The organism is Ruegeria sp. HKCCD8929 (genome assembly GCF_013031405.1).
Taxonomy (GTDB): domain Bacteria; phylum Pseudomonadota; class Alphaproteobacteria; order Rhodobacterales; family Rhodobacteraceae; genus Ruegeria.
In genome coordinates this window covers 54,425-68,385 of sequence record NZ_WPZY01000020.1, presented here as the reverse complement: position 1 = coordinate 68,385, position 13,961 = coordinate 54,425, and the positions used below count along the sequence as shown (strand labels likewise).

At 56.7% G+C, this 13,961-nt stretch carries 14 protein-coding genes; 13 read left to right on the top strand and 1 reads right to left on the bottom strand.

Features of this window, described 5'->3' with window-relative positions; all coding sequences use genetic code 11:
• Positions 1-371 precede the first annotated feature (371 nt).
• The 11 genes from GOX53_RS21915 (at position 372) to GOX53_RS21865 (ending at position 10,824) form a co-directional block, all read left to right on the top strand.
• Entirely contained in the window at positions 372-539 is a 168-nt protein-coding gene (locus tag GOX53_RS21915; protein ID WP_171180180.1) for a hypothetical protein, read from the top strand.
• A gap of 167 nt (positions 540-706) precedes the next feature.
• Positions 707-1,006, top strand: a complete 300-nt coding sequence (locus GOX53_RS21910; RefSeq protein ID WP_171180178.1) for a putative quinol monooxygenase — start codon at positions 707-709, stop codon at positions 1,004-1,006.
• Positions 1,007-1,686: 680 nt separating this feature from the next.
• Complete coding sequence (locus GOX53_RS21905; protein WP_171180176.1) at positions 1,687-2,697, top strand: LacI family DNA-binding transcriptional regulator; 1,011 nt, start codon at positions 1,687-1,689, stop codon at positions 2,695-2,697.
• A gap of 84 nt (positions 2,698-2,781) precedes the next feature.
• Positions 2,782-4,434 (top strand): GMC family oxidoreductase, encoded by a 1,653-nt coding sequence (locus tag GOX53_RS21900; RefSeq protein ID WP_171180174.1) that lies wholly within the window; start codon positions 2,782-2,784, stop codon positions 4,432-4,434.
• A 50-nt stretch (positions 4,435-4,484) separates the two neighbouring features.
• Positions 4,485-5,012, top strand: coding sequence for a VOC family protein (locus GOX53_RS21895; RefSeq protein ID WP_171180172.1), 528 nt, complete (start codon positions 4,485-4,487; stop codon positions 5,010-5,012).
• A gap of 89 nt (positions 5,013-5,101) precedes the next feature.
• Complete coding sequence (locus GOX53_RS21890) at positions 5,102-6,505, top strand: ABC transporter substrate-binding protein (protein ID WP_171180171.1); 1,404 nt, start codon at positions 5,102-5,104, stop codon at positions 6,503-6,505.
• Positions 6,506-6,581: 76 nt separating this feature from the next.
• On the top strand, positions 6,582-7,466 hold the full coding sequence (locus GOX53_RS21885; RefSeq protein ID WP_171180168.1) for a carbohydrate ABC transporter permease: 885 nt from the start codon (positions 6,582-6,584) through the stop codon (positions 7,464-7,466).
• A gap of 15 nt (positions 7,467-7,481) precedes the next feature.
• Entirely contained in the window at positions 7,482-8,306 is an 825-nt protein-coding gene (locus tag GOX53_RS21880) for a carbohydrate ABC transporter permease (RefSeq protein WP_171180167.1), read from the top strand.
• A gap of 10 nt (positions 8,307-8,316) precedes the next feature.
• The gene (locus GOX53_RS21875) at positions 8,317-9,393 is read left to right on the top strand and encodes an ABC transporter ATP-binding protein (RefSeq protein WP_171180165.1); all 1,077 of its coding nucleotides are present in this window, start codon (positions 8,317-8,319) and stop codon (positions 9,391-9,393) included.
• A 9-nt stretch (positions 9,394-9,402) separates the two neighbouring features.
• Complete coding sequence (locus GOX53_RS21870) at positions 9,403-10,401, top strand: zinc-binding dehydrogenase (RefSeq protein WP_171180163.1); 999 nt, start codon at positions 9,403-9,405, stop codon at positions 10,399-10,401.
• Positions 10,402-10,494: 93 nt separating this feature from the next.
• The gene (locus GOX53_RS21865; protein WP_171180191.1) at positions 10,495-10,824 is read left to right on the top strand and encodes a heme-binding protein; all 330 of its coding nucleotides are present in this window, start codon (positions 10,495-10,497) and stop codon (positions 10,822-10,824) included.
• Between the two features lie 36 nt (positions 10,825-10,860).
• Here the strand turns inward: GOX53_RS21865 and GOX53_RS21860 are convergent, their stop codons facing one another.
• The gene (locus GOX53_RS21860) at positions 10,861-11,496 is read right to left on the bottom strand and encodes a TetR/AcrR family transcriptional regulator (protein WP_371810389.1); all 636 of its coding nucleotides are present in this window, start codon (positions 11,494-11,496) and stop codon (positions 10,861-10,863) included.
• A gap of 282 nt (positions 11,497-11,778) precedes the next feature.
• Between GOX53_RS21860 and GOX53_RS21855 the strand changes: the two genes are divergently transcribed.
• Complete coding sequence (locus GOX53_RS21855; protein WP_171180162.1) at positions 11,779-12,885, top strand: sugar ABC transporter substrate-binding protein; 1,107 nt, start codon at positions 11,779-11,781, stop codon at positions 12,883-12,885.
• A gap of 100 nt (positions 12,886-12,985) precedes the next feature.
• The gene (locus tag GOX53_RS21850) at positions 12,986-13,951 is read left to right on the top strand and encodes an ABC transporter permease (RefSeq protein ID WP_171180159.1); all 966 of its coding nucleotides are present in this window, start codon (positions 12,986-12,988) and stop codon (positions 13,949-13,951) included.
• Positions 13,952-13,961 lie beyond the last annotated feature (10 nt).

Here is a 13,961-nt window from a genome sequence, read left to right as displayed (position 1 = left end):
GTTTTCCGAGCCGTGAATCACGCAGAGCAGCGAAAATCAATGCATCCTGACCCTAATGTGGACGCTGTTGACGTGAATGCCTTGGGATGTAGGTTGATCCGTTTTTTTCTTGACACAGCAGCAATCACGGACCGAAGGCTGGTATTGCCGGTTAGGCAAGGACGGAACTTCAGTGCGAGCTAGGGAGCTGGGTTTTCCCGCGTTTGGGGGGCGGTCGGACAGATCTGCGGCGGGTCACACTTGTGGCGCACCTTAAGGGATAAGCATCTAATCTGCCAACGTCTTCTGGCAAGCTTCCGGAAGCCAAGGACGCCGCAAAGGTCCAGGCGGATTTGTCTAAGCAAGCTAAGGAAGTCGAGAAGCTCGGCTCCATGATCAGAGTCATCGAAGCGGCCCAGAAGGCAGTCGATCAGGCGCGTGATCTGGCCGAGACCGAGGCAAAAGGCTGGGATGGGCTCATGCGTAAATTCGAGACTATTTCGAGCGACACCGATTCCGCGATCGGGACGATAAACTCGCTCATCAAGGGTCTGAGCTAGCGGTCTGTCGCGGTCAAGACGCTTACGAGCGATCCAAATTTCTCTGGCTATGCCGCACCCTCTGGAAGTTGGTGTCTTGCAGAATGGGTTGGCTATTACATGGAAGGCCGTAAGGACCTGCACCCTCTGGAGGCAAAGTACCAACGTTTTTGGGAGTTGGCGGACTGATGGCTAAAGCAAGATTACTGGTCGAATTGGACGTCAAGCCGGAGGAAGCGGATGCTTTCACCGAGATGTTCAAGGCTGAATTCATCTCTCGTTCACGTAAGGAACAGGGGTGCGAACAGTATGAGCTGTGGCGAGATACTGACAACCCCAGCAAGATGACGATCGTCGAAGTCTGGTCAAGCGCTGAGGATCTCGACGTTCACTTGGCCCAAGATTGGTTCGGATTTTGGGCCCCGAAGATGGAAGCAGCGCAGGCAACACCGCTGGTTGTCCGCAGACTCGTTTCCAGCGAAGAGTGAACAAGGCACCCGGCCTTGCCTCGGTCGGATGTTGGCTGGGGCAGATCTTTCGAATAGGATGGCTGACCGGGGGCGTCAGTCGGAGCGACCCAAATTGCGAAACTCGAACGTATTAACATGTTCTTCAAGTCGGAAGGTGCCAATCCAGCCGCTTTGAACGCCTCAGCCATCTTCGCACAGATTGGAATGGGCCGATCGACCGGTTTCGGCCTGCTGCGGGCTCTTTCAGATCGCGGCTATCTAACAAATTATCAGCGGAGGCGTGCATGGGCTGGGTGAAGCTGTGGTAGCTTTGTGTGTGTCCCAGACCGAAGCCAAATTGCCAAAACCCTCCTCGGTCAAGTTAGGAGGACTGAACGACAGACCCCTGGCGATTAGGTTCATCAAACGGGTTTGTTCAAAGTGGTTTCTAAGCAACAACATAACCACTCAGCCCTTGGCGGATCGGTTTCGTGAACCCCGATACGTGGCAAGAAGATTGAGAGTTTGTACTGGAGATATTTTTATCATCACGCCACGATCCGCTTCAAAACGAACTTCTGGCGACAGACACAAACGCCGCGCTGCGCTTGCTATCAAGTTTGAACCTGATCTCACTGAAGACCCTGATTGAACAAAGCTTGCAGTTGATCGAAAGGTTACTTACGTATTGAGGCTGGTGAAACGTTTAAGGCCATGACATGAAGAAGGTTGGGATCAAAGACGTTGCTGAACGAGCGGGCGTTTCGATCGCAACTGTTTCTTATGTGATGAACGACAGCGGTCGGGTCGGGAAAACGACGAAACAGCTCGTGCTGGACGCAGCCTCTGAGCTTGGGTTCGTTCGGGACAATGGAGCTGCCAGGTTGCGGACGGGTCAGTCACGTCTGATAGGCGTCATAATCAACAACGTTGTGAATCCGTTTTTCAGCGAACTTGTCGCCGGTGCTGAACTGGCTGCCTATCAAGAGGGATTTTTGACCATCGTCGCCACGGCTCAGAACGATCGAGAGCGGCAGACGAAGTTGTTACACTCCATGATGTCGCAAGGGGTAGGCGCGATTATTCTGACTCCGGTTCACGATACCACCGGCGATGACCTGCAGGTGGTTCGGCAAAGACATATTCCGGTGGTCTCCTGTGTTCGCGACCTTCCCGGTGCCGGGGCTTCTTTTGTTGGCGTGGACGAGGAGAAGTCAGGATACATGGCCGCAAAGTCCTTGATTGAAGCTGGGCATGATAAAATGGCTTTTGTCGGGGGGTACGCGGACACGACGACTTGGATCGGGCGCCGAAACGGGATTTTCCGCGCGTTGAAAGAGAATGGCTTGCCGAAAACCGCGTGTCGCCTGTCACCGGGCTCACTGAGCCCCGATTTTGCGGCAAGCACCGTGTCCAGATTATTTGCCACGGGTGAACTGGGCGAAGCGTTGATTGCGTTCAACGACGATATGGCGGCGGGAGTTTATAGGGCTCTCAGGCAAAATTCAGTTGTAGTCGGCGAACAAGTATCCGTTGTCAGCTTCGACAACGTGCCCATTGCAAGAGCCTTGGATCCGAACTTGACCACCGTCGATATCAATCCGCGCAGGATCGGCGAAAAGTCCGCCCAACTCGCGATGGAGCTGTTGGCATCAAAGTCAGTGTCTCGGCAGGAACTCATTCTGAAGCCTGCGATGGCTTTTGCCGAATCCATTAGAGCAAAGCACTAGATCCCTAATGATTGCCAAGCCTGGCTTGACAAAAGGCAGAACTTGGTTAAACGTTTCAAGTAACGAAATGGTTACAAATGACACATGACTGAATTCGACTACATCGTTACGGGGGGAGGCTCGGCAGGTTGTGTTCTTGCGGCGCGGCTGAGCGAGGATCCATCGGTGTCCGTACTGCTGCTGGAAGCCGGCGGGCGAGACGATAGCTTTCTTTTTCATTGGCCCGCCGGCTTCGCCAAGATGACCAAGGGCATTGCCAGCTGGGGATGGTCCACCGCTCCGCAAAAACACATGAAAGGACGTGAGGTCTGGTTCACGCAGGCCAAGGTCATCGGTGGTGGATCGACCATAAATGCGCAGATTTACACCCGTGGGAATGCCAGGGACTATGATAGCTGGTCCGACGTGCACGGCTGCAACGGCTGGAGCTACCGCGAGCTGTTGCCTTATTTCAAGCGGGCCGAGGCCAACGAACGTTTCAACGACGACTATCACGGCATTGACGGGCCGCTTGGCGTGTCCATGCCGCGCGCGACTTTGCCGATCTGCGACGCATTCATTCGTGCGGGGCAGCAATACGGGATACCGTACAATCCCGATTTCAACGGCCGGGATCAGGCAGGAGTCGGATTTTACCAGTTGACCCAATGCAACGCGCGCCGGTCCTCGGCAGCGGTGGCGTTCCTGAAACCAGCGGAAATCCGTCCTAACCTCACGGTCATGCCGCGGACGCAGGCCACTCGAATTCTGCTCGAGAACGATCGGGCGATTGGGGTCGAAGTGTCCGGCAACGGCCAGAGCCAGAAACTGCGCGCAGCGCGCGAGGTCATCGTTTCATCAGGAGCGATCGGTTCGCCTCGGCTGCTATTGCTGTCCGGTATCGGTCCGGCAGAGCATTTGAAAAGCGTGGGTGTGGACGTGCGGCACGACCTACCGGGAGTGGGGGAGAACCTGCAGGACCATATCGACATCTGCACGATTTCCGAGCTAACCGGTCCTCATAGCTACGACGGGTGGGACAGTTGGTACAAGTCGGCTCTGGCCGGTTTGCAGTATGTTATGTTCAAATCCGGTCCTGCGGCGGCGTCATTGTTTGAAACCGGCGGATTTTGGTATGCGGACGAAACCGAAAGCCAGCCCGACATCCAGTTCCATCTTGGCCAGGGGTCAGGGATCGAGAAAGGGATCGTCAAGATCGATGGCGCCGGGATCACGCTCAACAGTGCTTACATGCGGCCACGGTCACGCGGCACAGTGCGCCTTGCAAGCAACGATCCATTCGCCGCCCCACTGATTGATCCGAACTATTGGTCTGACCCACGCGATCTCGAGATGTCGCTGCGCGGCTTGGAAATGGCCCGAGAAATTTTGGCGCAGCCCGCGCTGAGTAAATTTGTCCGCAAAGAAGTCCTGCCCGGGCCTGCTGTGACATCGAATGATGATTTGTTCGCCTATGCCTGCAAGATGGCCAAAACCGACCACCACCCGGTAGGAACTTGCAAGATGGGTCAGGACGACATGGCCGTGGTCGACAATGACCTGCGGGTACACGGGTTGGAGGGGCTCCGGGTGTGCGATTCATCCATTATGCCGCGGATCAATTCGTCCAATACGAATGCGCCGACCATCATGATAGGTGAAAAGGGATCAGATCTGATCCGGGATCGCGCGCCATTGGCCCCGTGGGTATTCGAACACGAAAGAAACGACGTCCGCCGACCGAAGGTGGTTGGATAGCGGAACATTCGAGTAGCAAAATTTTTTGACTTCAGGAGAACTAACCAGTTATGGCTAAAAGTAAATCAATCCTGGGTTTGCACCATATCGGGTTCACTGTTCCGGATATGCATCAGGCGGTCACATTTTTCACCGATATCTTCGGGGCGGTTACCGTCATGGAATGCGGGTCGGTGGATGTTGACGATGCGTTCATGGCCAAACACTTGGGCGTCCCCAAGGGCGTCAGGATCGCAGATCAGCGTGTCATTCAGATCGGCCGCGGAGGGTCGCTGGAGCTGTTCGAGTACTCGGGGGTCACCGGCAACCAGTCCCTGAAGCACAACGGCGAGGTTGGTGCGATGCACATCGCGTTTGAAGTCGATGACGCCTTTGCTGTTGCCCAGAGACTGGAGACCGCAGGTGTCGATCTGCTGGAAGGTCCGACCCTGATCGAAGGCGGTCCGATGGACGGTCTTGTCTGGCTCTACTTACGCAGCCCCTGGGGCCAGTTTTTGGAAATCGTCAGCGCGACCAGACCACTCGGATACGAGGCTCAAGGCGGTCCGAAACTGTGGACGCCGTCCGAAGGAGCTTAAGGGCCATTCACCCTGGGCACGAAAGGCAAGTGTGCCCGCAATTGGTGTCGTGCCGCAGGCAAAGCACCGGCAATAGTGGAGGAGGAACAATGAAACATCTGAAAATGGCGCTTATGGGAAGCGCCGTAGCCATCGGGACCACCGGCTCGGCGACCGCAGGCGATTTCGACGGGGTCGAGCTGAAAATGCTGGCCATCGGCGACACCTCTGTCACGCGCCTTGCGCCGATTGTAGGTGAATTCGAGGAACTGACAGGGGCCAAGGTCCAGATTGATATGTTCCCCTATCCGGGCCTGATCGACAAAATCGTCATCGAAGCCAGTGCCGACAACCCGAGTTATCAACTGATGTGGGTCGACAGCCCATGGGTTGGAGTGCTTGGTGAATCCGGGGCGCTGGAGGATCTGACCGAACTGGTCAAGCGGGACGCTGAAGAAATCCATCTTGACGACATCATCCCGATCCAGCTTCAGGAAAACACCTGGCAGGGGCGCCTGCTAGCCTTTCCGGCCTCGGGCATGATCTGGCACCAGAACTATCGCAAGGACCTCTACGAACATCCCGAGGAACAGGCCGCGTTCGAGGCAAAATACGGATATCCTTTGACTCCTGCTCAAACCTGGGATCAGTACATCGACATTGCCGAGTTCTTTACCAGGGACGCCGGCGAAGCTCTGGCCGGTGAAGTTCTGGACAAGCCCTTCTACGGCAATGCGCAGGCCTATAGTCGCGTTGCAGGCGCCATCACGCATGATTTCTTCCCCATCATGCGCAGTTTCGGGGGCCAGTATTGGGATGCTGAAACGGGTCTCTGCGCCATGGATGGCGAGGCGGCCTTGGCAGCGGCCAACGTGATGAAAGAACTGGTTGCCTTCAATCCGCCTGACTACTTGGGTCTGATGTGGGACATCCGCACCGGGTATATGGAGCGGGGCGAGACCGCGCAAAGCTCTTACTGGTCGGTGCGCACGGTACGCCTGACCAACCCGGATGAGGCTGTTCTGCCGACGATCGGTGAGGCCGGTTACGCCGCAAGCCCGACCGGTGATGGCAATCCGCAGCCAACGATGACCGGGGCTCTGAGCTTTGCGATCAATTCCAAGGCGACCGACACGGAAAAAGAGGCCGCCTGGGAGTTCATCAAATGGGGCACCTCTCAGGATATGATGCGCCGCTTTGCCGAAGAGGGTTCGGGCGTGTCTCAGTTCCACAAGTCCATCCTCTCGGATCCTGAGCTGCAAGAGAAGTATCCCTATTATCAGGTGCTTCTGGACACGCAGGAAAACGCACAACGCCGCATATTCCATCCTTTCTATGCGGATGTGGAAGAGGTTTTTGGTGTCGAACTGAACAAGTTCATGGCGGGCGAAACCGAGAGTGCACAGGAAGCGCTGACAAATGCCTGCACAAAGATCAACACGCGCCTCAAGGTCTTTCCCGAAGATCTGAGACTGCGGTGGATCAACGACGCTCAGGCCGAAATTTTCGACTGACGTCACGCGGTGTCTCGCCCCATCACTCCCATTGGGGCGGGACACCCATCAAACAACTGTTCCGGGGTTTCGCGCGATGGCCTACATCAGAAAAAGGAACAAGAAGATCTTCGGGATCTTTCTGGTGCCGGCGATGCTGGTGTTGTTCCTCACCACGATCTACCCGATGCTATACGCGGGTTATCTGAGCTTTCGGTCTTACGATCTGGCAAAACCCTTTGTGCCCCGCGTCTTTGTAGGGTGGTCAAATTACCGGGAAATCCTGACATCGAGCGAATTCCTGCATACGCTGATCGTGACGGCAAAACTGATGGCAATGACGCTCAGCGTGCAACTGGTTCTGGGCGTTGGCATCGCCCTGCTGGTAACGCAGAAGCTTCCGGGAATGGGGGTCGCGCGCACTCTGCTGCTTGTCCCGATGATGATTTCGCCTGTGATCGTGGGCCTTGTCTGGCTGTTTCTGTACTTTCCCGAGTTAGGATATCTCAACTATTTCCTCAGCTTCTTGGGAGTTGGCGCAATCCCCTGGATAACGTCAACGAACTGGGCGCTGTGGGCCATTGCCATCGCCGATATCTGGCAATGGACGCCGTTTGTGATGATGGGGACCGCTGCGGCTGTGCAAAGCCTCTCACCCGAGCCTTATGAGGCCGCGATGATCGACGGTAACTCCCGTTGGGACGTGTTCACGCGAGTGACCTTGCCGCAGCTCAAGCCGGTTCTGGTCAGCTTGATGTTTCTGCGCGCCATCGACGCTTTCAAGATCTACGACATCATCTTTGTTCTGACTAAAGGCGGACCGGGAGATACGACCGAGGTTCTGTCGCTGTTCATTTACCGTCAGTCCTTCACCTTTTGGCGCATGGGGGTGGGCGCGGCGGCGTCCTTTGTCTCGTTAGTGATCATCGTTGTTCTGATCACCCTCTTCTTCAAGTCGCTCAACCGCGACGACTACGCGTAAGGGACAGGACCCATCATGAGTGCACCGAGCAAACGCCAGACGGTCCTTGTCTATCTGCTTCTTGCAGTTGTCCTGATCGTCTTCCTGACACCGATTTATCTTATTGCATCCTCTTCGGTGAAACCCTCGCCGATCATGTTCCAGAAGCCGCCCGCCTTCCTGTTCACGCCGACGCTTGAGCACTACGAAAGCCTGTTCGGCATGCGGCCCTTCGCCAAGTTCATGCTGAACTCCTTGGTCGTGTCCTTCGGATCGACAGCGTTCAGCCTGACCTTCGGAACACTCGCGGCCTATGCCATCAGCCGCATTCGCCACAAACGGATGAACGACGTGGCCTTCTGGATCCTGTCCATGCGGATGTTTCCGCCAATCGCGGTGGTCGTGCCGTACTACATCATCTTCAAGACGGTTGGTCTTTTGGACACGCCTCTTGCTTTGATCATCGTTTATTCGACGGCCAATATCCCACTCACGGTTTGGCTGATGAAAGGCTTTTTTGACGAGGTGCCGATGGCACTGGAAGAGGCAGCGGCAGTCGACGGGTATGGTCTGTTTGAAACGTTTTGGCGGATCACGCTGCCATTGGCGGCGCCTGGGCTGGCCGTCTCGGCCGTCTTCTGCTTCGTGTTTTCGTGGAACGAATTTCTGTTCGCGCTGATGCTGACAGGGTCAGAGGCTCAAACTGTCACGGTTGCGGTCATGTCTTTCTGGTCATCGGATGCAGTGCAATGGGGCCGCATCATGGCCGGTTCGTTCATCATTCTAATCCCCGGTGTCATCTTTGTACTGACCTGCCAACGCTGGCTGGTGCGCGGGCTGACCATGGGGTCCGTCAAATAGGGGCGCCGAAATGTCTGCAATCACGCTGAGCAATGTCACCAAGCGATACGGAGCCGTACAGGTTGTCCACGGCGTCGACCTCGAAATCGACAAGGGTGAGTTCGTCGTGCTGCTCGGACCCTCCGGCTGCGGCAAGACAACAACCCTTCGCATGGTCGCCGGACTGGAAGATGTAACGGGTGGGAAGCTTTCGATTGGCGGGCAAGTGGTCAACGACGTGGCGCCCAAGGATCGGGGTGTCGCCATGGTGTTCCAGAACTATGCCCTTTATCCGCATATGACCGTTCGGCAGAACATGGAATTCGCCTTGCGCCCCCTCAAACTGGGTGCGGATGAGGTTGAACGCCGTATCAACGAGACGGCCGAGATCTTGGGTCTGTCCGAACTGTTGGCCCGAAAGCCCGCGCAACTGTCTGGTGGACAACGTCAGCGGGTCGCCATGGGTCGCGCGATGGTCCGGACACCTGATGTTTTTCTGTTCGATGAACCGCTGTCAAATCTTGACGCGAAGTTGCGCACTCAGGTCCGCTGGGAGATCGGAAAGCTGCATCAACGGCTGGGCACGACCGTGCTTTATGTGACCCACGATCAGGTCGAAGCCATGACACTGGCCGACAAGATTGTCATCATGCGGGACGGGTATGTTGAACAGGTCGGCACTCCGGAAGAGGTTTATTCCAACCCCAAGACCAGTTTTGTCGCCACTTTCATCGGAAGCCCGTCCATGAACATGATTGACGCCCGAATAACGGACGGCAGGATCGAAGCGGATGGTTTCTCACACCCTGTTCCGACCAGGTTTGCGGGCCGTGTCACCGAGGGTCAGGATGTAACCATAGGCATCCGTCCGATCAGCATTGAATTGGCTCACGCGGATGACGAACGCGCCTTGCCGGCGACCGTCGAAGTTACCGAATTTCTTGGCAACGAAGCGTTGCTCGACCTGCGGGTCGGTACGCACGAACTTGTTGCCGAAATCCCGGCAGAACAACGCGTGCCGTCAGGTACGAAAACCCACATCCGCCTGAACTTCGACTTGGCCCATTTTTTTGATGCAGGCACTGGCCGGTCATTGAACGCAGAATAGGAGCCCGAGATGCCCAAAGAGGTCGTTTTCCCCGCCAAATCCGCGTTTGCCCTGCTGGACTACGAGGATGATCCGCTGGCTGCTGATGAAATTCGCGGCACAACGGTGGCCACGCTGATCAGTCAGGGCACGGAGATTGGCTGGGCCAATGGCGATGATTTTCCCATTCGCCCTGGGTATTCGGCGGTTTTCTGGGTCGAGGAGGTGGGCGCGGATGTTGAAGGCATCGAGGTCGGCGAACTGCGCTTTTGTATGGGCCATCATCGGCAAACCCAGCAATGCGCCGCACGTTTTACGATGCCTGTGCCCGCCGATATGACGCCGGACGTCGCGCTGCTGACGCGGCTGATGGGCGTTTCGATGACGACCCTGATGACCACCAAGGCGCGTACCGGTGATAAGGTGATCGTCTGCGGCGCCGGGCCGGTTGGCCTTTTGGCGGCGCACAACTTCATCATCGGCGGCTATGATGTGTCGGTCGTTGAGCCTGATGCCTTGCGACGGTCTCAGGCAGAGCAGACCGGTGTGACGAAGACCTTTGCCCGGATGCCTCTGGATGATCCTGAGTTTGTCGGCAAGGTCGCGCTGGTTGTCGATTGTTCGGGCCATGAGGCGGCGGTCCTGGACGGTTGCAAAATTGTCCGCAAGCGGGGTGAGGTCGTTCTGGTCGGCGTGCCATGGCGCCCGTATACCGACCTGAAGGCCCACGAAGTGCTTAATGCCGTCTTTTTCAACTTTGTCGAACTTCGCAGCGGGTGGGAATGGGATGTGCCGATCCTGTCACGTGACTTTGTCTGGGAAGAATTGCTCGACGGCTACAACAACGCGCCCTACAGCACGTTCGGCGGGTTCGAGCGCGCAATGCGCTGGTTGAGCGAGAGGCGCGTCAAGCTGGACGGGTTGATTGCTACGGTTTCTCCATCAAACCCCGCCGAGGTTTATTCCGACATTATCGACCGAAACATCAGGGAGCCCTTCATCGTCTATGACTGGGAGAGCCTGTCCTGAAATCCGTGACCCTGAAGTCGGTTGGATACGCCACAGTGCAGACCATGCTTTCGAATGCTCTCGAACATGCTGAATCCAAAGAGTGGATCGTAGCTGTCGCCGTCGGACTCGCACGGGTTTCTGGTCGCATTCGGGCGCAATGACGCGGTGGAGCCGGCAATTGGTGGTTTCGCGGCGGACAAAGCCTATACCACTGCCATCTTGCGCCAGGCCGCCGCGGATTTTGGTGAGCGTATGGCGGCAAACCCAACGCTTGCTTTGGGTGTTGGCACCCGAGAATGGCTCATGACCTGGAGAGGTGGAGTGCCTGTGTTCGAAGAGGCGGACTGCATCGGGGCGGTAGGCGTGTCGGGTGCCAAGGACTCCGAAGATATCGAATGCACGGCCAAAGCGATTGAAGACGCAGGATTGTCCTTTCGATAGTGGGCGACGTGTTTAACGCGCCTGCCACCAACTAGATCACTTTCGAACGAGTCGCAGAATTGTCTCGACGTTAAAGGCAATACGCTCTTCCAACGCTTCCTTGTCCATCAGGTCGCGCTCAAACAGGAATGAGCCCGTATACCGGTTCGTCAGATAGTAGTATCCGATGGCAGCGATCGTGATGTTCAACTGCGTTGCGTCGACCCCGTCCCGAAACTCGCCGCTCTCCTGACCGCGTTTCAGGATGTCGTCGACCATACCGACCAGACCACGCATCGTTTCGGGGAGATTGGGCAAGGATTTGATATGCTTGGCACGATGCAGGTTTTCGCTGTTCACCAGAGTAATAAACTCAGGGTTCTTTAGATAATACTGCCAGGTGAAGCGCACCAAGGCCTCGATTGCTTCGGTGGGCGTCAGATGCTCGAGATTGAGTTTTCGCTCAGCAGATCGGATGCTCAAGTAAGCGTCTTCTAGGACGGTCCGGAACAAGTCCTCTTTGCTTCCGAAATAGTGGTATAACATGCGTTTGTTGGCCTGTGCACGCTCAGCGATTTCGTCGACGCGCGCTCCTCCAAGGCCGTTCTTCGCAAATTCCTTCTTCGCCGCTTTCAGGATTCTGGCCTTGGTTGCCTCAGCATCCCGCTTCTTTGTGATCGGTTTTTCGGCCACTTTCCTTGTCCTCTTTGCTTTTAGTGCTTTTCGACACCGTCCCCGATTAATGGAGTGAGGCGGTCGCCTGTGCAAGTTTACGATTTTGCCGTCGCAGCAGGTCTCTCCCGGAGCGTGTTCGACGCTCTTATTATCTCATTCTTAACGCTTGACACAGGCTTTCGTAAAGAAGTAACTAGTTAGTGCATTAGGTATTAGTGTTGCAAGGCGGCATTTGTGCCAAGGGGGGGCAGACACACGAACGCCTGAGATCCCATGTGCCAGACGAAAAGGGAGGACGACATGTCATTCATCAAGAAGTTCATCGAGCAGGAGACGATTACCCGCCGTAATTTTCTGCTTGCCTCAGCCTATGGCGTTGGCGGTGCCGCGGTGTCGAGCATGCTGGGCGGGATGGCCCGCGCGGCAATCACCGACCCGACCATCGCGTGGTCGTATCGCAACCGCACCAACCCCTACTGGAATGAGATCGTTTCCGGGGGTGAAGCGTTCGTCGAAAGCCTGGGCAAACCCAAGGATTTCCTGACACATCTGATCAATGAAGGATCGTCGGAAAAATCACTTGCTGACGTCAAGGCGCTGCTGTCCAAGACCAACGGCGAACTGGCTCTGGCCATCGACACCAACGACGCGCCGAACGCGCGCCCGGTTGTCGAGTCCTGCGCAGAGGCTGGCGCCTATGTCTCGACCCTTTGGAACAAGACCGACGATCTGCACCCGTGGGACTTTGGCGACAATTATGTCAGCCACATGAGCTGGTCCGACGAAGGCCCGGCAGAGCAGACGGCACGCATCCTGCTGGACGCCATGGGCGGATCCGGCGGTGTTGTGCATCTGGGCGGAATCGCCTCGAACAACCCTGCCATTGAGCGTCTTGCGGGCCTGAAGACCGCATTGAAGGATTATCCGGACGCCGAATTGCTGGCCGCCGAGCCGGCGGATTGGGATACGCAGAAGGCCAACCAGGTCATGAGCGCTTTCCTGACGCGCTACGGCGATGAGATCAAAGGCGTGCACTGCGCCAACGACACCATTGCCTACGGTGTGCTTGAGGCGTTGCGTGCCGAAGGCATCGAAGGCATGCCTATCGTGTCTTATGACGGAAACCCGCAGGCGGTTCAGCTGGTGGGCGAGGGCAAGATTCTGGCGACGGTGTTCACCAACCCGCATTGGGGTGGCGGTATCACCGCAGCTTTGGCCTATTACGCGGCGTCCGGCCACTTCAAGCCGTCCGAAGAGCCCAATGAGCATCGCGAGTTCTACGGTCCCACCATCATGGTCCAGCCCGAAGATGCACTGGCGTTCAAGGCCGAGTATCTCGATAGCGTTCCGACCTATGACTGGAAGGACTTCTGGTCCACTTCCAACGGTCAGATCCAGTACAACTAAGAAAACTGCAGGCTGGTGTTCGCACCGGCCTGCTTGCGCGGGCTGGGGTTTGGTTCAGAGTGCGAACGGCCCGGTCAATTCACTCAGTGGGAGGAAGCACGTGAGTAATGTGCTGACACGGGATGTTCTGATCAAGTGGGCACCCTTGATCGTCCTTTTGGTCCTGGTTCTGTTTTTTACCGTGATGGAGCCCCGCTTCTTCTCGCTGCGTAATTTTGCGCGGGTCGGAATCTCCTCTGCGCCCGCCCTGATGGTGGCCGTTGGCGTGACCTTCATAATCATCATGGGCTCGATCGACCTGTCGATGGAAGGGACCGTTTCGGTCTGTGCCGTGGTCTTTGCTTTTGCCTTTATCGCGCTGGGGGGCACGTTGGCCTCTTGGGCGTGGCTGGCTTTGCCGCTGGCGCTGCTGGTCGGTGCCGGTATCGGGCTGATCAACGGTTTGGTGCACGTTCTGATGAAAATCCCCTCATTCATGGCTTCGCTGGCCATGGGGTTTGTCGGCACCGGCTTTGCCCTGCTCCTGACCGGCGGCGACCGGATACGGGTTGAGGATGACCTGTTCCGCTCATTGCTGACAGAACGGTGGTTCGGGTTCCCGATCATGTGCTACGTCGCGCTGCTGTTCCTGCTGATCGCCTGGTTCATCCAGTCGCGCACCACGCTGGGCCGCAACTTCTATGCCGTCGGTGGGGGCGAGGAACTGGCCCATGCCTCGGGCTTGAACGTGAACCGCGTGCGCATCATGGGTTTTGCACTGGCCGGTATTTTCTATGCGGTTGGTGCGTTGCTCGCGGTGGGCCGGATCGGCATTGCTGAGACCGCGACCGGATCGAACTTCATGTTTGTGTCCATAACCTCGGTTGTCGTGGGCGGCACCGCGCTTTGGGGCGGCATCGGCGGCGTTTGGAACACCCTGATCGGTGTGCTGATCGTCAACGTCATCAACAACGGCATGGTTGTCATAGGGCTCCCAGGTTACGTGCAGGATGGCGTTCTGGGCGTACTTGTCATCGCGGCGGTGGTTCTGTCGACCGACCGCAAATCCGTAACCTTTGTGAAATAGGGGGCGGGCA

Excerpts from the sequence above, each read along its gene's own strand:
- GOX53_RS21915 (WP_171180180.1), top strand. The coding sequence starts at position 372 with ATGATCAGAGTCATCGAAGCGGCCCAGAAGGCAGTCGATCAGGCGCGT.
- GOX53_RS21910 (WP_171180178.1), top strand. The coding sequence starts at position 707 with ATGGCTAAAGCAAGATTACTGGTCGAATTGGACGTCAAGCCGGAGGAA.
- GOX53_RS21905 (WP_171180176.1), top strand. The coding sequence starts at position 1,687 with ATGAAGAAGGTTGGGATCAAAGACGTTGCTGAACGAGCGGGCGTTTCG.
- GOX53_RS21900 (WP_171180174.1), top strand. The coding sequence starts at position 2,782 with ATGACTGAATTCGACTACATCGTTACGGGGGGAGGCTCGGCAGGTTGT.
- GOX53_RS21895 (WP_171180172.1), top strand. The coding sequence starts at position 4,485 with ATGGCTAAAAGTAAATCAATCCTGGGTTTGCACCATATCGGGTTCACT.
- GOX53_RS21890 (WP_171180171.1), top strand. The coding sequence starts at position 5,102 with ATGAAACATCTGAAAATGGCGCTTATGGGAAGCGCCGTAGCCATCGGG.
- GOX53_RS21885 (WP_171180168.1), top strand. The coding sequence starts at position 6,582 with ATGGCCTACATCAGAAAAAGGAACAAGAAGATCTTCGGGATCTTTCTG.
- GOX53_RS21880 (WP_171180167.1), top strand. The coding sequence starts at position 7,482 with ATGAGTGCACCGAGCAAACGCCAGACGGTCCTTGTCTATCTGCTTCTT.
- GOX53_RS21875 (WP_171180165.1), top strand. The coding sequence starts at position 8,317 with ATGTCTGCAATCACGCTGAGCAATGTCACCAAGCGATACGGAGCCGTA.
- GOX53_RS21870 (WP_171180163.1), top strand. The coding sequence starts at position 9,403 with ATGCCCAAAGAGGTCGTTTTCCCCGCCAAATCCGCGTTTGCCCTGCTG.
- GOX53_RS21855 (WP_171180162.1), top strand. The coding sequence starts at position 11,779 with ATGTCATTCATCAAGAAGTTCATCGAGCAGGAGACGATTACCCGCCGT.